This is a genomic window from Psychromonas sp. KJ10-5, from assembly GCF_055808325.1.
In genome coordinates this window covers 1,411,895-1,432,543 of the sequence record NZ_CM147864.1, presented here as the reverse complement: position 1 = coordinate 1,432,543, position 20,649 = coordinate 1,411,895, and the positions used below count along the sequence as shown (strand labels likewise).

At 37.7% G+C, this 20,649-nt stretch carries 16 protein-coding genes; 11 read left to right on the top strand and 5 right to left on the bottom strand.

Annotation, left to right across the window (positions count from 1 at the left end; all coding sequences use genetic code 11):
- Positions 1–33: 33 nt before the first annotated feature.
- Together AC0L3W_RS06400 and AC0L3W_RS06395 are read right to left on the bottom strand one after the other, a co-directional pair.
- Positions 34–612 (bottom strand): TetR/AcrR family transcriptional regulator, encoded by a 579-nt coding sequence (locus tag AC0L3W_RS06400; protein ID WP_290037867.1) that lies wholly within the window; start codon positions 610–612, stop codon positions 34–36.
- 165 nt (positions 613–777) lie between these two features.
- Positions 778–1,776, bottom strand: a complete 999-nt coding sequence (locus AC0L3W_RS06395) for an NADP-dependent oxidoreductase (protein WP_290037868.1) — start codon at positions 1,774–1,776, stop codon at positions 778–780.
- A 150-nt stretch (positions 1,777–1,926) separates the two neighbouring features.
- On the opposite strand from AC0L3W_RS06395, the gene AC0L3W_RS06390 reads away from it, so the two are divergent.
- Together AC0L3W_RS06390 and AC0L3W_RS06385 are read left to right on the top strand one after the other, a co-directional pair.
- A complete protein-coding gene (locus AC0L3W_RS06390; protein WP_409439372.1) occupies positions 1,927–2,835 on the top strand; it encodes a LysR family transcriptional regulator in 909 nt (302 codons plus the stop codon).
- 111 nt (positions 2,836–2,946) lie between these two features.
- A complete protein-coding gene (locus AC0L3W_RS06385; protein WP_290037872.1) occupies positions 2,947–3,795 on the top strand; it encodes a M50 family metallopeptidase in 849 nt (282 codons plus the stop codon).
- A gap of 36 nt (positions 3,796–3,831) precedes the next feature.
- Here AC0L3W_RS06385 and AC0L3W_RS06380 read toward each other — a convergent pair whose 3' ends face one another.
- Positions 3,832–5,268 carry an MATE family efflux transporter gene (locus AC0L3W_RS06380; RefSeq protein WP_409439373.1) on the bottom strand — a complete coding sequence of 479 codons (1,437 nt, stop codon included), beginning with the start codon at positions 5,266–5,268 and terminating at the stop codon, positions 3,832–3,834.
- A gap of 220 nt (positions 5,269–5,488) precedes the next feature.
- Between AC0L3W_RS06380 and AC0L3W_RS06375 the strand changes: the two genes are divergently transcribed.
- On the top strand, positions 5,489–8,191 hold the full coding sequence (locus tag AC0L3W_RS06375) for a bifunctional acetate--CoA ligase family protein/GNAT family N-acetyltransferase (protein ID WP_409439374.1): 2,703 nt from the start codon (positions 5,489–5,491) through the stop codon (positions 8,189–8,191).
- 389 nt (positions 8,192–8,580) lie between these two features.
- Positions 8,581–11,226 carry an aminopeptidase N gene (gene pepN / locus AC0L3W_RS06370; RefSeq protein WP_409439375.1) on the top strand — a complete coding sequence of 882 codons (2,646 nt, stop codon included), beginning with the start codon at positions 8,581–8,583 and terminating at the stop codon, positions 11,224–11,226.
- Positions 11,227–11,312: 86 nt separating this feature from the next.
- Here the strand turns inward: pepN and AC0L3W_RS06365 are convergent, their stop codons facing one another.
- On the bottom strand, positions 11,313–11,927 hold the full coding sequence (locus tag AC0L3W_RS06365; RefSeq protein WP_409439376.1) for a porin family protein: 615 nt from the start codon (positions 11,925–11,927) through the stop codon (positions 11,313–11,315).
- 104 nt (positions 11,928–12,031) lie between these two features.
- On the bottom strand, positions 12,032–12,550 hold the full coding sequence (locus AC0L3W_RS06360) for a DUF2062 domain-containing protein (protein WP_290037879.1): 519 nt from the start codon (positions 12,548–12,550) through the stop codon (positions 12,032–12,034).
- Positions 12,551–12,583: 33 nt separating this feature from the next.
- Between AC0L3W_RS06360 and AC0L3W_RS06355 the strand changes: the two genes are divergently transcribed.
- The 7 genes from AC0L3W_RS06355 to AC0L3W_RS06325 are packed head-to-tail and all read left to right on the top strand — an operon-like array spanning position 12,584 to position 20,597.
- Positions 12,584–15,037, top strand: a complete 2,454-nt coding sequence (locus AC0L3W_RS06355) for a DNA internalization-related competence protein ComEC/Rec2 (protein WP_409439377.1) — start codon at positions 12,584–12,586, stop codon at positions 15,035–15,037.
- A gap of 20 nt (positions 15,038–15,057) precedes the next feature.
- Complete coding sequence (msbA, locus tag AC0L3W_RS06350) at positions 15,058–16,809, top strand: lipid A ABC transporter ATP-binding protein/permease MsbA (protein WP_290037883.1); 1,752 nt, start codon at positions 15,058–15,060, stop codon at positions 16,807–16,809.
- Positions 16,809–17,780 (top strand): tetraacyldisaccharide 4'-kinase, encoded by a 972-nt coding sequence (lpxK, locus tag AC0L3W_RS06345; RefSeq protein ID WP_409439378.1) that lies wholly within the window; start codon positions 16,809–16,811, stop codon positions 17,778–17,780. Before msbA ends, lpxK begins: the two co-directional genes overlap by 1 nt.
- Positions 17,774–17,953 carry a Trm112 family protein gene (locus AC0L3W_RS06340; protein WP_290037886.1) on the top strand — a complete coding sequence of 60 codons (180 nt, stop codon included), beginning with the start codon at positions 17,774–17,776 and terminating at the stop codon, positions 17,951–17,953. Before lpxK ends, AC0L3W_RS06340 begins: the two co-directional genes overlap by 7 nt.
- Before the next feature lie 2 nt (positions 17,954–17,955).
- A complete protein-coding gene (gene kdsB, locus AC0L3W_RS06335; RefSeq protein ID WP_290037888.1) occupies positions 17,956–18,726 on the top strand; it encodes a 3-deoxy-manno-octulosonate cytidylyltransferase in 771 nt (256 codons plus the stop codon).
- 26 nt (positions 18,727–18,752) lie between these two features.
- Positions 18,753–19,688, top strand: a complete 936-nt coding sequence (locus AC0L3W_RS06330) for a hypothetical protein (protein ID WP_409439379.1) — start codon at positions 18,753–18,755, stop codon at positions 19,686–19,688.
- A 9-nt stretch (positions 19,689–19,697) separates the two neighbouring features.
- Positions 19,698–20,597: a DUF350 domain-containing protein gene (locus AC0L3W_RS06325; protein WP_290037893.1), complete on the top strand. Its 900-nt coding sequence runs from the start codon at positions 19,698–19,700 to the stop codon at positions 20,595–20,597.
- Positions 20,598–20,649: the final 52 nt, after the last annotated feature.

The window sequence follows — 20,649 nt, the reverse complement described above, 5'->3', positions numbered from 1 at the left end:
CGAGGTGTGGAATTTGATCACCTTGTTTATTGGTTAATGTTTGTGAGTTGCACTTATCGCATTGAAAGTGAATTCAATATAGTCATGTACTTGTTCAATGGGGTGCACTTTTGATGCTGCTGATATAGATTGTTTTGTAATGATAAGATAATTTGCTTGCTTATTTGCTGTTGATTGGTCAAGGCCATGCTCTAGTAACTTATCAATAAATAGTTGTCGTTGATAATCAACAAAGGATTGAATTTCAGCGAGTACTTTAGTTTCTTTATGGCTATTTAATTGAGCACGAGTGTTAGACATTAAGCATCCTTTACTGCAATCCGTGTCATGATAAATATCTAAACAGTCATAAAAAAAAGCTTTTATAGCCATTAAGCCTTGATCACTTTGTTTTAATTTAATGATCGCTGGTGAATGAAGGGCTCGGTAGGCTTGTAAACTGGCAATAAATACACCTTGCTTACTACCAAAACTGGCATAAATAGAGAATTTATTAATACCCATTGTAGATTCAAGCAAGCTCATTGAAGTGTTGTGATAACCATTACGCCAAAAAAGCTGCGTCGCTTTTTCGATAACATGATTATCTTCATAACTCTTTTTGCGTGGCATATTTTACCTAAACGATCGGTTAGTTTAAATCTATTCTAGGGATCTTAAATAATTTTACAAGTGACTTTTCAAAGAGGAGATGAACTTTAGTAGGCATAAAAAAGCACCAACGTTGATCGTCAGTGCTTTATATCAAATTAATTATTTATATATTAAATTAATCGTCTAGATTTTAACGACTAATTTACCTTTGTTAGCACCGGTCGCAAAAAGGTTTAAACCATCGATAGCAGATTCTAAACCTTCTAATACATGGGTTCTGTGTTTAATTTGGCCTGCCATCACATAAGGTGTTAGTTTTTCTAATAACGCTGGCACTTTATGGAAATGATCTGGCATGGTGAAGCCTTGTATAGTGATACGACGCTTAATCACATTTAACCAGCTTGGGCCGGGTGCCGGAACATCACTGTGATAATCAGATATCAGACCACACACTACAACGCGGCCATGTGCATTCATTTTATCTATTATCATATGCTGAATAGGGCCACCAGTATTTTCAAAGAATACGTCTATACCGTCTGGTGCTGCATCTGCTAATTGCTCTGCTAAGTTATCGCTTTTGTAATTAATCGCGGCATCAAACCCTAGCTCGTTGACGATCCAATCTGCTTTTTCTTGGCTACCGACAACACCAATCACACGTAAACCATCTGCTTTAGCTAGTTGCCCTACGATAGAACCAACTGAGCCAGCGGCACCTGTTACGATCAAGGTTTCACCTTTTTCTGGTTTACCCACGTTAAATAAGCCTTGTGTGGCAGTTAAACCTGGTAATGCAAATACAGATAAAATACTTTCATCTGGTAAGTCCGCAGTTACTTTATTTAGACCTTGGCCATCACCTAGGTAGTATTGTTGCCATCCCATCATACCCATGACACGATCACCTACAGTAAAATCTGGGTGATTACTAACGGTTACTTCACCAATACCTGAACTACGCATTACGTCGCCTAGCGCGACTGGCGGAATATAACTATTAGTATCAGGTGTCATCCAACCAAACATAGCTGGGTCAAGTGACATGTAGTTTTGTTTAACCAAAATTTGACCTGGTGCGACTTCAGGTAATGTTTTCTCAACGACTTCGAAAATTGATGAGTCCACATGACCACCCTCATGGTATTTAACGAGATTAATTGCTGTATATGTTGTCATGTTATCTTCCTCTTAATAAAAGCAAAGTTTATGTTGTTGAATCAACGAAAGTCAGTATGACAACTATTAATATCAAGATATATACCTTAATATGAGCATCTTTATTGTCTAAAAGACAATAATGTTGGTTTTTATATAGAGGAGCCTCAATTGGATCAACTACGTGCATTAAAGTATTTTGTTCAAGTCGTGGAAACTGGTAGTTTTACTAAAGCTGCAGAGATTTTTTCAGTGCCTCCTTCATCGTTATCACGTCGTATTGCAGACCTTGAAAAAAGTTTAGGCGCTACCTTATTAAAACGTTCAACACGGGTAATGACACTCACTGAGATAGGGCAGCAATATTATCAGCAGGTAAGTGATGTATTAAGAACGCTTGAACTCAGTGATGAATCGGTCCGTGCTTATCAAACAACCCCAATGGGAGTGTTAAATATCAGTTCGACAGTGGGGTTTGGTGAAAAAGTGTTGTTACCCCTGTTGGATGAATTTTATAGTTTTTATCCGCAGGTCACGTTAAATGTGACGCTAAGCGATGAATTATCGACTCTTGCAAGAGATGAAGTGGACTTGGCTATTCGTGGTGGCTATGCACCAGATGAGCACGTGGTTGCCATTAAACTCATGGATAACGACTTTATTCCCGTTGCTGCGCCTAGTTACCTCAAAAAAACGGATAAAATAGAAGATGCACTGCAGTTGAAAGAACATCAGGGATTATTTTTCAAAACACCTGCTGGTGCAACACCTTGGTTATGTGAAATAAACGGGCAATGGCATGATGTTTCAGCCGCACCTTATCTTATTACTAATAGTGGGGAGTGGTTATTAAGACAAACTATTGCAGGAAAAGGGATATTAATGATGCCAAGGTGGGCATTAAAGGAGCATCTTTTATCGGGTGAATTGGTCGAGTTGAATATTACGCCTCCATTAACCGTAACACAGAACCCTAACTTAGGCCTTTATCTGTTATATCAAAAACAACGTTATCAGGTTCCTAAGTTAAAAGCAGCAATCGACTTTATTGTAGCAAGAGTTAATGAACTTAAAATATAAGCCCTTTTTAAATAAGTAACTTTATCGACTTTACTTTATACGAATTATATTAAATAAGTTATCTTAATAAGCAAACTAGAGTCGTCGGTATGACTACATTAAAGGACGCATGTGGATTTACAACAAATTATTATTTCATTGCCTAATGCCGGAGATATTAGCTTTGAAAAGCTTATTACACAGAGTCTTATGGCTATTAACACAGTAAGCCTGTTCTTGACTTTAGTGATTATCCTATTCATTTTGCAACGATTGGTCTTTGCATCTAGCATGCGTTTGTTTGGCGGTAAGGCTATTTATATTAGCGCTTGGATTGGCACACCAATACATGAAATATCTCATGCTTTATTATGTCTTGTTTTTGGTCATAAAATTAAACGGATTTTATTGTTCAGTCCTGATCAGAAAGGCACGCTAGGCTACGTGACTCATTCATATAATAACCGCAATCTATGGCACATAATGGGCAATTTCTTTATCGCCATAGCTCCTTTATTCGGTGGGTTATTAGGTTTGTACCTTGCTAGTTGGTGTTTATTAGACAATGCCGATGCACTTTTTTTACTGTTATACAATGCGGTATTTGATGGTGTCAGTGAGTTGCATTACGAAAGTCTAGTAAAATTAGCTAATGCAGTGACTGAGGTTATCGAACAGGCATATATTAATGCACCTGTTAAAGTCATTTTCTGGGCGTATTGTTGTGCCGCTATCAGTTTGCATTTATCACCCTCTGCTGAAGATTTAAAGGGAATTAGTGGAGGGGTGATCGTGTTTGTTTTTATATGTTTGTTATTGATGTTAGCTAACCAATTTCTACAATTGACCTGGTTTACCCAAATAGGAAGCATGATTAACATGGTGTCTATTATTTATTTAATAGGTATTGTGTTGGCTAGTTTGCTCTTATTGCCACTGACGATAGGGTATCTATTCGTTCTCGCCTATCGTTTTAGATAATGCAAACAACTATGTTTTAGCTGTTTGCAAGTAAACTTAGAGGACAGCAAACTGTTTATTTTGAATGCTATGTAGGCGTTGACCCAATAATATAGCAGCAGTGGTTAAGCCAACCGTGATACCTATCCAGAAACCTACGGCACCCATTGGTTGGGTGAGCAAATTTGTCATTCCTAAAATATAACCTAGCGGTAAGCCTACCACCCAGTAAGAGATAAAAGTACGAATAAAGATTGCTGACATCTCTTTATAACCTCGTAATGCACCTGCTGCGACCACTTGAATAGCGTCTACACATTGATAAATAGCTGATAACAAAATTAATGTAATGGCTAATTCAATTACCTCTGAATTATGGGAGTAAAGCTCTGCTATCTGCTGTTTAAAGATGATGCTGAGTAGCGCTGTAATTATCGATAAACCTAAGCCAATAGCAAGGCCTGCATAGCTTGCTTGTTTTGCTCCGTTATTGCTTTGCTGCCCTAAGTTATATCCAACACGAATACTCACCGCATTGGCGATACTCATAGGCAGCATAAAGATCATACTTGAGAAGTTAATCGCAATTTGATGTGAAGCCACTACATTTGCGCCTAATGGAGCAACTAATATTGCGATGGCAGCAAAAATAGTCACTTCAAAAAATAGGGCAACTGCAACTGGCAGGCCTAATTTAGCGATATGGTAAATATGTTTGAAGTCGGGCTTAGTGAATTGTGTAAACAAAGGATAATGCTTTAGTTTTCGAGTGTAATAAACGTAAGCAGCTAATGCGATACACATGAACCAATAAACAATAGCTGTCGCAACACCACAACCTACACCGCCCATGGCAGGTGCACCCCATTCACCATAAACAAACATCCAATTTAATGGGATATTAAGTAATAAACCCAAGAAACCAATTACCATTGCTGGTTTAGTTAAAGATAACCCTTCAATATAGTTACGCAGCGATTGGAATATTAAAAAAGCTGGAATAGCAAAAATCATCGCATATAAATAGTGCGTTGTGATTTCTGCTAGGCGATCTTCTATTTCCATGATGACCATCAGAGAGCTGGCATTAAACAGGACGATGGCCACTGGAATACATAACAACAACGATAGATATAAACCTTGTTGTCCAGTTTTAGGAATGTTAATTAAATCATTAGCACCATGTGCTTGCGCCGTCAGTGGGATTAAGGCCATTAACACACCCACTCCAAAGAGAATACAAGGCAACCAAATACTAGCTGCAATTGCTACTGCTGCCATATCTGTAGCACTCACTCCACCGGCCATAACAGTATCCACAAAGCCCATTGCTGTTTGTGCAAACTGCGCGATAAATAATGGAAGGCTTAGTTTGATAATTTTTTTAGATTCAACAACAAATGGCACAGCGAACTCCGATAAAACAAAAACAGCGAGTGTATGATGACGAGCAATAGGGTGCAATTGAATTCTTACTTTAAATGTAAAAACCACATGGTTATTTGTCTTAGTTGGAAATTATAATTAATAGACTTATTTTTAATGGTGGTTTTGCTTTAAAAAAGAACAGTTGGAAGATGCTATAAAATTAGTTAAATACGTTAAAAATAGATGATAAGCCTCTTACTTTATTTAAAAAGCACAGCAACTTCTTTTTGAATAGGTAAACTATTATTTCCTCGTATTTATACTCACAGTATTAGATAGGTTAGTTATGAGTTTACAGTCACTTAAACACTTCTTTAATCCTAAGTCTGTTGCTGTTATTGGTGCATCCGTCAATATTAAGCGGGCAGGTTACTTAGTCATGAATAACTTGTTGGCGGCGGGCTTTAATGGCCCAATTATGCCGGTAACCCCAAAACATCGTTCAGTACATGGTGTCTTAGCCTATCAAAAAATTTCCGATTTACCGATCGTCCCAGACTTAGCGGTAATCTGCACTAATGAAGCCCGTATACCGGATATTCTTATTGCGTTGGCAGATAAAGGTTGTCGGGCTGCGATCATTGTCGCGACCGAAGGTCAAGCAAGCACTTCAAGTGAAATCTATCGTTTAGCAGCGAATTACCATATCCGTTTATTAGGTATGAGTAGTTTGGGGATTATTAGCCCGCATAGTTTATTAAATGCAAGTTTGGCGCATTGTAATGCATTACCCGGTAATATTGCTTTTGTCTCTCAGTCAGCAGCAGTGTGTACAACCGTATTAGATTGGGCGAGCAGCAAAGGCATTGGTTTCTCTGCTTTTGTTTCATTGGGGGATGCGAAGGATATCGGCTTCCCTGAGGTGTTAGATTACCTGGCACGCGATGCAAAAACACAGTCTATTTTGTTGTACATTGATAACATTGATAATGCCCGCGCTTTTGTATCTGCTGCACGTGCCATTGCACAACATAAAACAGTGTTAGTAATTAAATCTGGTAGCTCTTTATTAGGGGCTAAAGCGGCTGCTTTACATAGTCGAGGTTTATTTGGTCATGACAGTGTTTATGATGCAGCCATTAAACGTGCGGGGCTGTTACGTGTGCATGACTTACATGAATTATTTGCTGCCGTTGAAACTTTAGCTTATTCCAGAGCATTGCATGGAGAGCGTTTAGCAATTGTCAGTAATGGTGGTGGTTTGGGCGTTCTCGCCGTTGATAATTTGGTGGAGGAAGGAGGGCGTTTAGCAGAACTTGATGCACCGTTAATGGATAAGCTTAATGCCTGTTTACCTGCTAATTGGTCACATAACAATCCCATTGATATGATTGGTGATGCAGATCCAACACGTTATGCTACGGCGTTGAAACATCTAATGGATAGTGACCAAGTGGATGCTATTTTAATCATACATTCACCTTCAGCATTATCGAATAGTGAAGAGACTGCATTAGCAATTGTCGAAGCGATTAAACAGCACCCTAGACGTAAACAAATTAATATATTAACTAATTGGACTGGGGAAGCCGCGGCAAGACCTGCGCGACAAATCTTTGCAAACGCTAAAATTCCTACCTTTAGAACTCCTACAGGGGCAAGTACTGCGTTTATGCATTTAGTGCAATATCGACGCAACAAAAAACTATTAATGGAAACACCAATCAGTGTTCCAGATCATATTATCTACGATGCAAAAGCAGCCACAGACTTCATCAAAGAGATGCTAATTGAGCGCAGCAAAGGAGAAAATGATCAACCCGTTAAACTCAGCACTTATTGTACAAAACCGCTATTCGATGCATACCATCTTAATACTATAGATACCCATATTGCTTTAGATATTACCGATGCTATTGAGAAAGCGAAAATCATAGGGTATCCCTTAGCGGTGAAGATAAATTCACCTGATATTCAGTTTAAATCCCAAGTCCATGGTGTGATGTTAAATATCAATAATGCGCGTGAACTTGATTCTGCCTTAAGGTCGATTAAAGAGCGTGTGAAGAAAGCCTTACCTGATGCTAAATTGACTGGATTTACACTGCAAAAGATGGTGGCTTCTGGTTTGGCCTTGGAGCTGCGCGTTATGATTAAACAGGATGCTATTTTTGGTCCTGTTATTGCCATTTCTCAAGATAGTGATACCAGGGATCTGCAAACAACATTAGAAAATGCTGTTGTAGCCTTACCGCCATTAAACATGGCATTGGCAAGGTATTTGGTTATTCAAGGTATTAAAGATAAAAAGATAAAAGTGAAGCAACAAGTTCAAGACTTTGATATGCAGGCCGTTTGCTTAATGCTCACACAACTGTCACAAATGTTATTAGATAATCCACAAATAGAAGATTTAGATCTAAATCCGGTATTAGTGTCGGGGAATAATGTCACAATCGTGGATAGCCAAATAACGTTAATACAGAGTGAGGCAAGTTTACCCTGTCGGTTTGCGATTAGCCCATACCCTAAACACCTTGAAGAAATCATCGTTCTAAAAAATGGACAAACTATTCTGTTGAGGCCTATTACCGCTGAAGACGAAGTTCGCCACCAACTTTTTGATAATAGCCAAACTAAAGAAGATCGCTATAAACGTTATTTCTCACAGCGTGGCTCCATGACCCATGAAGAGATGGCAATGCTGACTCAAATAGATTACGAAAGAGAGATGGCTTTTATTGCCGTTAATTATAGTCATGAAGGAGAACAAGATATTGTTGCAGTGATTCGCGCGTCTACTGATCCCGACAATATTGAAGCTGAATTTGGTATGATAGTAAGCCGAGATTTACAAGGGTTAGGTATGGGGTCATTATTGTTGAATAAGATGATTGCTTATCAACAGTCTAAAGGCACTCGTTATTTAGTAGCGATGACCATGTTAAATAATATTGGTATGGCCAAATTAGCTAAAAAACTCGGTTTTAAAATAGAGCGTGATATCGAGGAGGGCATTATTAAAATGCATATGGAACTTACAAAGTGAGGATAAGTCTGATACAAATACACAGCCTTGATTGATGTTAGCCGTATCACCATTGTGTAGAGTGGATAAACGGTGATCAATTTTCCCTATTTGTAATTGATTGTTAACGATAAAAAAGAATATACGTAAATACAATGTCGTGGTTATAGCATTAGCATTAAATAAGTTGTTTTATTTTTACGTCGTAAATAATACTTAATTCTATTGGTAAGTTGCTGCAAAAAAGGATTATTCCCCTTTTGCTATTTATAAAGTAGATAAGTTGTTAACCAGTAAAATAGACAATGTAAAGAGTGTGATTGTTATTGATATACAAATAAGGCTTAGTAAATAAGTCGCCTTCTTGTATATTAACCGTATTAATTTCCCTGATTTAAGAGTGTATAAAAATGAGCCAGTCTGACTCTCTCGTAGAAGAAGTTATCGAAAGAAATCCGCAAGAAAAACACCTTAGTGATTACCGTCCATCAGATTACACTATCTCCACTATTGACCTTGAGTTTGATCTGTTTGATAACCAAACTAAAGTAAAAGCAGTAAGCCAAGTTAAACGTGTTAGCACAGATGTAACACCACTATTTTTATATGGTGAAGCATTAACCCTCGTTTCTCTTTTGGTGGATGGTACTGAATACTCTGATTACCAATTAGTCGAAGATGGCATTATCATTAATCAATTGCCTGCTTCGTTTACCTTAGAAATTAACACTGAGATTGACCCCGTGGCCAATCAAGCATTTGAAGGCTTATATAAGTCAGGTGATGCGTTCTGTACACAATGTGAAGCAGAAGGTTTCCGACGTATTACCTATTATTTAGATCGTCCTGATGTATTAGCAAAATTCAGTACTAAAGTGATTGCCGATAAAGCCTTGTACCCGTATTTATTATCAAATGGTAATCAAGTGGATCAAGGTGATTTAGAAAATGGTCGTCATTTTGTTTCATGGGTTGACCCATTCCCTAAACCCGCTTACCTATTTGCACTCGTGGCTGGTGACTTTGATTGCTTAGAAGATAACTTTATTACCAAAAGTGGCCGTGATGTAAAACTTGCTCTGTTTGTTGATAAAGGTAACTTAGATAAAACTCAGCATGCGATGGTATCGCTGAAAAAATCAATGCAGTGGGATGAACAACGCTTTAATCTAGAATATGACCTAGATATCTACATGATTGTAGCCGTTGATTTCTTCAACATGGGTGCCATGGAAAATAAAGGCTTAAACGTTTTTAACTCTAAGTTTGTATTAGCGAATTCACAAAGTGCAACTGACCAAGATTACCTAGGCATTGAAGCTGTGATTGGCCATGAATATTTTCATAACTGGACGGGTAACCGTATTACCTGTCGCGATTGGTTCCAGTTGAGTTTGAAGGAAGGTTTAACGGTATTCCGAGACCAAGAATTTAGCTCTGACCTAGGTAGTCGTAGTGTTAACCGTATTGCTAATGTTATGACCATGCGTGACCATCAATTTGCTGAAGATGCAGGGCCGATGTCGCACCCAATTCGTCCAGAAAGTGTGATGGAAATGAACAACTTCTACACCTTAACGGTATACGAAAAAGGTTCTGAAGTGATCCGTATGATGCATACTTTATTAGGTGAAGAGAAGTTCCAACAAGGTATGCAGCTGTATGTGCAACGTTTTGATGGTCAAGCGGTCACTTGTGATGACTTCGTTGCTGCAATGCAAGATGCCAGTGGTATTGATTTATCATTGTTTAAGCGTTGGTATTCTCAATCGGGTACACCACAAGTATATGTTACTGATCATTACAATAGCAGCAACCAAACTTATCAAATAACTTTTAAACAGAAAACGTTACCAACAGCAGATCAAAAGAAAAAATTGCCGTTACATATTCCTGTTGATATTGAGTTGTTGGACAGTAACGGTAATGCCATTGAATTATTACCGGGGAAAACTAACCGTGTATTAAGTCTCACTCATACAGAGCAAACTTTCGTATTTAAAAATGTGTTAACTAAGCCTGTGCCATGTTTATTCCGTGGTTTCTCTGCTCCTGTTAAATATCAATACGCTTACAGTGATGAGCAGTTATTGGATATTATGAGTTTTGCTAGTGATGAGTTTTCTCGTTGGGATGCAGGACAAACTTTATTTAACAAATATTTAGTGAAAAACGTTAAAGCGTTACAGAATGCAGAAATGCTATCGTTACCTGAAATCTTTATTGATGGTTTCAAATCTGTATTAGTTAGCGAAGACTTAGATCCTTCTTTAGTCGCCGATATGTTTGCTTTCACCAGTGAAAATGGGGCGCGTGAATTATTCGATGTTGTGGATATTGATGCAATTCACACAGCACGTGACTTTATGCTGCAAGAGATCGCAACGCAATTACATGAACTATTTGTAGATACTTACCTGCGTCATAACGAGTTAAAAGCGTATCAGCCAGATATTGAAGATATTGCTAAACGTAAACTAAAAAATAGTGCGCTGGCATTTATTGCTCGTGTAGATAAAAAGTTAGCCAATGAGTACGTGTTAGCACAAATTGCTGCATGTAATAACATGACTGACTACCTTGGTGCGTTAAATGCGGCAAATAGCGGGTTATTAGATTGTCGTTCAACTGTGATGCAAGCATTTGATGATAAATGGTTTGAAACAGGTTTAGTGATGGATAAGTGGTTTGCACTACAAGCAAGTATGCCTTCTGATAACGTACTAAAAAATATTGAAGCATTATTTAATCATCGTAGCTTTGATTTTAGCAATCCAAATCGCTTACGTTCATTAGTTGGAGCATTTGCACAAAATAATACGTATCGTTTTCATAATCTTGATGGTAGCGGCTACGAGTTCTTAACGGACCAATTGATTAAGTTGAATAGTCAGAACCCACAAGTAGCATCTCGTTTAATTACACCATTAATTCAATTTAAACGTTTAGATGAAAAGCGTATAGAGCTAATTAAAGTGCAATTAAATAGATTGCTAGCATTGCCAGATTTGGCTGTTGATTTATATGAGAAAGTGACAAAGGCATTAGCACAGTAGATAAAATTAAGGCCAATTAGGTAATCTAATTGGCCTTAACTAAAGCAATTAATTATTGATCGTTATGCAATGATTAATCGGGAGTCTTAAAACTTATACTCAATACCAGCTAATAACTCTGCTTCAATTAAGTACCCATCTGAACAATCATCACCACTACAGAAAGACTCTGTATGTCCTTCACGTAGCAATGTCCCGTAAACTCTAAAATCACTACGAAGGGCAAAATGTTGGCTTAATTGGTAACGCATACCTACAGCAGCACTGGCAGAGAAAGCATAACTAGTATCAACTTCACTTTCTGACGCTGAAATTCTCGTACCGCCTATTCCTAGAGCAATACTGGTAGAAAATGGAGAAATATCTTGAAATAAAATACGTCCGCCAAAGTGTAAATGTTGAAGATTAAGTTCAATATCATTAACTGAACTTTTACTATTAGATAGTAATAATTCACCTTCTGAATTTTCGGCATAAGACCAATTTAATGCTAATGCTTGAGCAAAATGAGTCTCTCTCTGTGAGTCCTGTAATTCACTTCCATCATTGTACTTCAAATCAATACGCGCACCTAAAAATCCAGTGACACTAATGTAATCATTATCATAAGCAGATTCTGGCTCAACTAAACGTTCTGCAAACACTGGAGATGACAAAGCTGTTAATAGTAATGTTGAAATTACTTTTTGATGTATTTTCATGCAATATCCATATTCTAAATTAATGTACTGACAATAAGAGAGTTGTTATCACAAACAATAGAATAAAGTAAATTCTATATAAATTCGAATTATTTATTCTTATCTTAATGTTTCTTGTAATACTTTCGTTTTTTCCATTTCTGAACTGAGCTATAGCGCCAAAAAAATGTAAAGCCCCAGTAACCAAGTAAAGCGGAAATACTGCCTAAAATGACACATCCTACAAACAAAGGCGGTGCAATTGTTTCAATTGCATTCACTATCCAGTGGTAGGAAAGTTTGAAATGAAAGTCGAGCAGTGGCGCTTGTAAGATAAAAGCACCTAAGCGATAAGCGCAATAAAATAGTGGTGGCATAGTTAGTGGGTTAGATACCCAAACTAGTGCCACTGAAATTGGCAAGTTAACCGAAAAAAACATGGCCAAAAAGGCAGCAAGTAGCATTTGAAATGGCATCGGCATCCAAGCACAAAATAAGCCTACGGCAACCGCTCCGGCAGCACTACGTCGGTTTAGGTGCCATAAATTTGGATTTTGTAGTTTAGAACCAAAACGTTGTAAGTGAGGGTGGGCCTTTAACGTCTCTGGATTTGGGGAAAAACGTTTAATAAATTTTTTTGGCATATAATTAAACTTTATCTACTTAAATGGAAAGAAATGCGCATAACAATAAGTCTGTCTATTGTTACTTTTATTACTACTCTATTTTGGCCACAGTTACTAAATGGGAGTGGGCTACTTAGTTGTGCCTTAATTATAATCACTTTAATGTGCTGGCCAAGGTGTCGCTATCTAACCATTGTACCTGCGACTGCAGTATATTTTAGTCTGTTTGTTTATATCACTATGTTGGGCGTCAGTCTTCCAACAACATCCCATAATAGCACTCAAGTAGATAATTTATTAAGTAATAATCATCAATCCTTAATGAGTTTTATCTCTGAGAATAGTAAGGCAGAAGACAATACCATAACAGTGCAGGTGAAATCATTAATCAATACAAAAAATAGTGGTTATTTTGTTGCTCGTATCACCGCTCTCAATAATCAAACCTGTATTCTTTGCCCTTTAGTTGAAATGCGCTGGTTTAAACCGACATTAATGGTACAAGCAGGCCAAGTTCATCAATTTAAGGTGCGCTTAAAAGCATTACAGGGAAATGCAAATCCATATGGTTTTGATAGGCAAAAATGGCGGTATTCCCAGCACATTGCTTATATTGCTTCTATTAAACAACATTTAGAGGTTGTTCAGTCAACACAGTCATTACGATCCCGTTTATACAATAAAGTGTTAATACTTACAGAGTCAATGAGACACCAAGGGGCTATTATAGCCTTAATTTTTGCTGATAAAAGTTTAATCAATGCCGAAGATAAAGCCGTTATTGCAGGTTTAGGTGTTGCACATCTGTTTGCTATTTCAGGATTACATATTGGTTTGTTATTTGTGTTTACCTTCATCGTACTGCATCAGCTTTGTAAATTAAGCTTACCTGTTGCTTATTTAGGTTGGGTTTCCTGGCGGATCGCGAACTTATTTGGGTTATTTGTCTGCATTCTATATGGTTATATATCTGGCTTTTCGTTACCTACTCAGCGTGCATTATTGATGTTATTGCTAGGCATTATTATGTTGTCCAGTAAACGAAAAATTAGTTTGTTTGATCTTCTGTTCTTCTGTTTTTGGTTAATGCTCTTGTTTGACCCATTAGCGATTTTAAGTAGTAGTTTATGGCTCTCTTATACTGCAATGAGTGGAATTGTCACTTTTCTATGGGTAATGAAAGGTAAAGCACTACAACGAAAAGAGCAGGTGTCTTGGTGGAAATCGTTAGTCGCCTCGAGTTTATTAGTGATCAAAAATTTACTGCTATTACAATTGATGTTAACGATATTTATGTTACCTATTCAATTGATAAACTTTTCTGCTTTTAGCGTTTTTTCATTATTGATTAATCTTATTGCTATTCCGTTATTTTCTTGGCTAATTATACCTGTTGTTTTGTTTGGTGCTTTACTAGCGTTGTTCTTTAACACTGTAAGTTATTGGGTATTAGGGATTGCAAATGAATTGCTAGTTTTGTTCTTTGACTATGCAAGTCCATTAGCAGGTGGCTACCAAGTCTTATCAAAGTCTGCCGTCGCGGTTATATTAAGCTGTCTTGTCATGTTGTTATTAATACTATTGGTTTATTTATATAGTCATTTATTGACAGTAAATAGGCTATTACAACGAGGAATAATTGGCTTCAGTTTGTTATTTTTAGCTATTCGCTGGTTTGAGATTGAATATAAAAAGCGTTCTACTTGGCAAGTGGAAGTCTTCGATGTCGGGCAAGGACTAGCCATTTTAGTGAGTAGTGAAGGGCAATCTTTTTTATACGATACGGGACCTAGTTTCGGGCAGCATTTTGCTGTAGCTAATAGTACTATTCTGCCTTACTTGAGAGCAAAGGGTGTTAAGCAACTGCAGACTTTAATGGTCAGCCATAGTGATAACGACCATGCGGGTGGAGCTGCATTGATTCAACGAGAGTTTGATATCTATAGGGCTTACTCAGGGGAGGCAATGACCCTTAATAAAGGTTATCAATTGCCTACAGAGGTTAAGTACCAGCAGTGTTTAACAGGCCAAGTCATTAAGTTAGGGAAATTGACTATGACCGTTATGTCACCGAACAAAATAGGGAAAAACAATAATGATAACTCATGTGTAGTGAAAGTTAGCGATGGTCATATTAATGTCTTATTGACTGGTGATATTAGTCATAAGATCGAACAGCAGTTAGTAAAGCAACAAGATAAAACGATACCATTACTTAGGGCTGATATATTGATTGCACCACATCATGGAAGTAAAACATCATCAAGTACAGACTTCATTGAACAAGTGGATCCCAAGTGGGTGGTTTTTTCTGCTGGTTATAAAAATCGCTGGCGTTTTCCTATACAATCGGTGGTGCAACGCTATCAGCAGCGAGAGATTGCACATTTAACAACCGCTAAAACTGGATTTATTCGCTTTAATGTGCAAAATCAGCATATTGAAGTAAAAACTTATAGAGAAGATCTTGCTGCTTATTGGTATCATCAGCATCTTGCATTCTAAATCTCTTATTTGGTGTATTAATGAAAAACAATAAAGAAAGCGCTTGGTCAATTTTAAAGCGACTAATTAGTTATATTAAAGATTTTAGGCTCGCTTTAGTGGGGGCAATTATTGGTATGATTGGTTATGCCGGTGTTGATATGGCATTAATTTGGTCTTTACAACCATTAATCGATGATGGCTTTACAGGTAAAGATCCTTCTGTGTTGGAAATGATGCCTTATTTTGTAGTGATTGTAATGGGGCTTCGTGGTTTAGCTGCGTTCATGAGCTCATATTGTATGGCTTGGGTTGGTAATAATGTGGTGATGAAACTACAACGCCAATTATTTGCACAATTAATGCTGTTGCCAGTCTCATTTTTTGATAAAACCAACACCGGTGAGTTGCTATCAAAAATAACCTATGATGCAAACCAAGTATCGAACGCAGCTAGTAACGCTTTAGTTAAAATTTTCCGGGAAGGTGCAACAGCAATTGGCTTGATTGCATTGATGTTTTATCAAAGCTGGCAATTATCATTGGTGTTCTTTGTCGTTGGTCCGATCGTTGGTCTAGCCATTAATGTTGTGAGTAAACGTTTCAGAAAAATCAGTAAAAACTTACAAAATGCGATGGGCTCTGTCACAACGTCCTCTGAACAAATGCTGAAAGGCCATAAAGAAGTATTAATGTTTGGTGGTCAAAAAATAGAAAATAAAAAATTCGAAAAAGTCAGTAATACTGTGCGTGCTCAAAATATGAAAATGGCCAGTGCGAATGCGATTAGTGTCCCTGTTATTCAAACATTGTCTTCTTTTGCATTAGCTTTTGTATTATATCTTGCTACTTTTCCACAAATTATGGACACACTTTCATCTGGTACTTTTGTTGTGATCATCAGTTCAATGATGGCATTAATGAAACCGATTAAAAGTGTAACCCAAATTAATAATGAAATTCAAAAAGGTATTTCGGCAAGTACAAGTTTGTTCAATATGCTTGATATGAATATAGCTAAAGACGAAGGTACTTACGAAGTAGAGCGTGTAGCAGGTAATATTAGCCTTAACAATATTGTATTTACTTACCCTACAGGGGATAAGCCTGCATTAAATAAAGTTAGTTTTAATGTTAAAGCTGGGCAGTCAGTGGCATTAGTAGGGCGTTCAGGTAGTGGTAAATCAACGATCGCAAATTTATTAACACGTTTCTATGATATCGACTCAGGAGAAATATTATTAGACGGTAAGAATATTGAAGAGTATCGATTGACTTCTTTACGAGATCAAGTAGCGATTGTATCGCAAAATGTTCACCTGTTTAACGATACCATTGCCAATAATATCGCTTACGCTAGTGAAGATCGTTTTACAGAAGAAGACATTATCAAAGCAGCTACCACCGCCCATGCTATGGAGTTTATCAATAATTTCCCTGAAGGTTTAAACACTGTTATTGGTGAAAATGGGGCTATGCTATCTGGTGGTCAACGTCAACGATTAGCTATTGCTCGTGCACTATTACGTGATGCGCCTGTGCTTATTTTGGATGAAGCAACTTCAGCTTTGGATACAGAGTCAGAACGTCATATTCAAGCAGCTTTAGATGAACTACAAAAAAATAGAACTTCAATCGTGATTGCACATCGTCTATCCACAATAGAACATGCAGATCAAATCCTGGTGATAGACCATGGCCAAGTTGTTGAACAAGGGACCCATCAAGAGCTACTTGCACAAGGTCAGATTTATCACAGCCTAAATAAAATGCAATCATCAGGTGAATTATAATGCCTTTTTGGTATCAGCCTACACAATGGTGGGCATGGTTATTATGGCCCTTTGCATTGTTAGTGCAGGTTATTAGTGCCTTTCGTCGTTTTTGTTTTCAACGCGGTTGGCTTAAAAGTTATAAAAGCCCGTTACCTGTTGTCGTCGTTGGTAATATTTCGGTAGGCGGGAATGGTAAAACACCTTTTGTTATTAGTTTATGTGAATTGTTAATTAAACAGGGATATAAACCGGGTGTGATCAGTCGTGGATATGGCGGTAAATCGACTAATTATCCCTTAGCGGTAAATACACAGACCTTAGGAAAAGAAGCTGGTGATGAGCCGGTACTTATTCATAAGCGCTTAGGTATCCCGGTTGTAGTTGACCCAATTAGAGCCAATGCAGCTGACTATTTAGCAAAACACTGCGATGTTGATGTGATTATAACTGATGACGGTTTGCAACATTATGCGTTACAACGTGATATTGAAATTGTAGTGGTAGACGGTAAGCGTCGCTACGGTAATCAGCATATTATGCCGATGGGGCCATTAAGAGAATCGCTGAGTCGTTTACGTGATGTTGATTTCATTATCAATAATGGAGCAAGTCATGAAGGTGAGTCGACTATGTTATTGGTTGCTTCTCCTTGTAAAAAGGTAGATGGTGGTGAAGGAGTATTATCTACACAATCGGTTAATGCTTGTGCTGCTATTGGTTACCCACCTCGCTTTTTTAATACGTTAGTTGAGCAAGGTTTTACTCTGAATAAGCAAGTCTCTTTCGCTGATCATCATGCGTATACTATTAGTGACTTTGAGCAATTCCCTACTGATATGCCCTTGCTTATGACGGAAAAAGATGCGGTAAAATGTACCTCATTTTCCCAAGCTCATTGGTGGTATTTACCCATTGATGGTCAACTTCCAGACACTTTTATTCAACCTTTTTTAGAAAAATTAACACAGATTAAGGAATCAAAATGTTAGATATTAAGTTATTAGATATCATTGCTTGCCCAGTATGCAAAGGAAAACTAGCTTACGATAAAGATAACAACGAACTAATCTGTAAGTTTGATCATCTTGCTTATCCTGTAAGAGATGGCATACCTGCTTTATTGTATGCAGAAGCACGTAAAATGAGTGCTGACGAGGAGTAATTATGTCGTTTATTGTGGTTATTCCTGCTCGTTATCAATCTACTAGATTACCTGCTAAACCCTTAGCTGATATTCTGGGTAAAACCATGATTGAGCGAGTTGCTATTCAAGCATTACAGAGTGGCGCTAAACAAGTGATCGTTGCAACGGATGATCAACGCATCGTTGATGCGTTAGTATCGGTGAATAATATTGAAGTTTGTTTAACCTCTAAGGACCACGAGTCAGGCACTGATAGGTTAGCGGAAGTGTGTGAACAATATCAATTCTCAGATGAAGAAATTATTGTGAATGTACAAGGTGATGAACCATTAATTCCACCTAGTGTCATTAAACAAGTGGCAGATAACTTATATGTTAATCAGCAAGCGAGTGTCGCTACATTAAGTGCGCCTATCACAGATCAAGATGACGCTTTTAATGTCAATGCGGTAAAAGTAGTCACAGATAAGCATAATCTTGCTTTATATTTTAGTCGAGCGACGACACCATGGGATCGCGACAATTTTACAGAGCAAAATAGACAAGAAAAAAATGTCGATTTGAGTCATTTACAACGCCATATTGGTATTTATGCGTATCGTGTCAACTTTTTAAAACACTATGCACAATTGTCGGTTTCACCTTTAGAAAGTATTGAAAAACTTGAGCAATTGAGAGTACTTTGGCATGGTTATAAAATCCATGTTGATGTTGCAAGCCAAGTGCCGCCTGCAGGTGTTGATACTGCAGAAGACTTACAACGAGTGATTGACGTTTTGTCACAAAGTTGAATTAATATTAAGGAATAATAAAGCCTATGAGAGTTTTTCTTATTTTCTGTTTCAGTGTGTTGCTAGTAGCCTGTGGCGATGATCGTCCTGAACGCTTACAAGCAAACATTAAAACAGCAGATTACCTTATTGAAAATTTAGGGACAAATTTAGATACTCAACGTGTTCGAAATGCGATTATTTTAAAGCAATATGCAACATTATTAGAGCAACAAAAGCCAGACTTAAAACCTTTGTTAACTGAACTGTCTAAAGATGCAACGAGAGAGGGACCTATGTTCCGTTCTTTAACAGACCGTTTAGCTACATTAAAAACACGACCTGATGTATTGGGTGATATTGAAGCACAATTATTTGAAAGTGAAACATTGATTGAAGCCTCTGATCCCACTTTATTTAATGATGCGCTTTCTGATCCTATTAATGTCATTGCTGATATGTCTGATGGTGAGTTTGCTCGTGTTAATGCAATCAGCCAATCACAAAGTTTACAAGCTAATGGGGCTGATGATAACGGTGCTGGTAGTCAGTTGGTAGGTAATCCTGGTTACGGTCAATGGCAAACTAACAGCAGTGGTTTCTCATTTTGGCAGTGGTATGCAGCTTATACTTTATTCTCAGCTATTTCTCCTCGTCAAATAGGTTACGACCGTTGGTCTTCTAGACGTGATTACAGTTATTACAATGATGTTGGTCGTAATCGTTACACTTCTCCTCAGCAACGTAAGTCTCAAGATGACTTAGCACAACGCACGAAGAAAAAATTTGGTAACAAAGGCGGTTTCACTAGCCCTTATGCCAAATCTAAAACAGGTGCAAGTCGCATGTCTACAGCCAGTAAACAAGCACAGAAAGCAACCAGTTTTTCAGGGAAGTCGAGTTACTCGAAGCAAAAAGCCTCTTCAAGTAGTTTTAGAAATAGCAAATCAACCACATCTCGTGGTGTTAGTCGCGGTAAATAGGATATTAATATGAACGAATTAATAACAACATTAGAAATAAATGGATCGTTGATTGGTTATTTAGCCATTGATATGGCTGTTGCTATCTTATTATTAGGTGGTATTCGTTATGCGATGGGCGTATTGGGTAAAGTGAATACGGCTGACGAGTTAGCGCATAAAGATAATTTTGCCTACGGAATTAGTATGGCGGGTGGCGTTGCTGCCATGGGGATTGCATTAAGTGGTGCCATCACTGGTGAATTAGCAGGCTCTTATGAAATAGAGTTAATTGGTATGTTAGCTTATGGTTTAGCCGGTTTAATTCTGATTAAAGCAGGACGTTATATTCATGATAAATTTGCTTTAGCATCATTTGATAAACAAGCTTTAATCATTGATCGCAATATTGCAGTTGCATTAGTGGATGCGGCTTCAGTGATTGCCACTGCGATCGTTGTACGTGCCGCTATCATGTGGGTAGAAGGCTTGAATGTTGATACCTTTATCGCGCTTGTTGCTGCTTGGGTCGTTTCACAAGTTATGCTGGTTGTGATCACTCGCTTCTTTGAATGGAAATATGCTAAAAATAATGGAATGCCATTCCAAACTGCCTTAGTTAATAACCATATTGCTTTAGCTATTCGTTATAGCGGTTACTTGATTTCTACTGCAATGTCAGTGACGGCTGCGAGCTACTTTATTATTTTTGATGTGGATTCACTGTGGATGGGACTAATGCAATGGGTTGTGATTAGTGTCATTTTAATGGTGTTATTAACCATTTTAACAGGCATTGCTAAGTTCCTTGTATTATGGGGAATTAACCGTCGTGAAGAGGTTGAAGATCAGCAAAACATTGGTATTGCTACTATTGAATTAGCAACGTCTTTCTCTATTGCCTTCCTATTAATGGCATTAATGTCTTAATTTTACTGTTTTATCTTACTAGGCCATCATTTGATGGCCTTTTTTATAAGCG

Excerpts from the sequence above, each read along its gene's own strand:
- AC0L3W_RS06400 (WP_290037867.1), bottom strand. The coding sequence starts at position 612 with ATGCCACGCAAAAAGAGTTATGAAGATAATCATGTTATCGAAAAAGCG.
- msbA (WP_290037883.1), top strand. The coding sequence starts at position 15,058 with ATGAAAAACAATAAAGAAAGCGCTTGGTCAATTTTAAAGCGACTAATT.
- AC0L3W_RS06340 (WP_290037886.1), top strand. The coding sequence starts at position 17,774 with ATGTTAGATATTAAGTTATTAGATATCATTGCTTGCCCAGTATGCAAA.
- AC0L3W_RS06365 (WP_409439376.1), bottom strand. The coding sequence starts at position 11,927 with ATGAAAATACATCAAAAAGTAATTTCAACATTACTATTAACAGCTTTG.
- AC0L3W_RS06355 (WP_409439377.1), top strand. The coding sequence starts at position 12,584 with ATGCGCATAACAATAAGTCTGTCTATTGTTACTTTTATTACTACTCTA.
- AC0L3W_RS06330 (WP_409439379.1), top strand. The coding sequence starts at position 18,753 with ATGAGAGTTTTTCTTATTTTCTGTTTCAGTGTGTTGCTAGTAGCCTGT.
- pepN (WP_409439375.1), top strand. The coding sequence starts at position 8,581 with ATGAGCCAGTCTGACTCTCTCGTAGAAGAAGTTATCGAAAGAAATCCG.
- AC0L3W_RS06325 (WP_290037893.1), top strand. The coding sequence starts at position 19,698 with ATGAACGAATTAATAACAACATTAGAAATAAATGGATCGTTGATTGGT.
- AC0L3W_RS06395 (WP_290037868.1), bottom strand. The coding sequence starts at position 1,776 with ATGACAACATATACAGCAATTAATCTCGTTAAATACCATGAGGGTGGT.
- AC0L3W_RS06375 (WP_409439374.1), top strand. The coding sequence starts at position 5,489 with ATGAGTTTACAGTCACTTAAACACTTCTTTAATCCTAAGTCTGTTGCT.
- kdsB (WP_290037888.1), top strand. The coding sequence starts at position 17,956 with ATGTCGTTTATTGTGGTTATTCCTGCTCGTTATCAATCTACTAGATTA.
- lpxK (WP_409439378.1), top strand. The coding sequence starts at position 16,809 with ATGCCTTTTTGGTATCAGCCTACACAATGGTGGGCATGGTTATTATGG.
- AC0L3W_RS06360 (WP_290037879.1), bottom strand. The coding sequence starts at position 12,550 with ATGCCAAAAAAATTTATTAAACGTTTTTCCCCAAATCCAGAGACGTTA.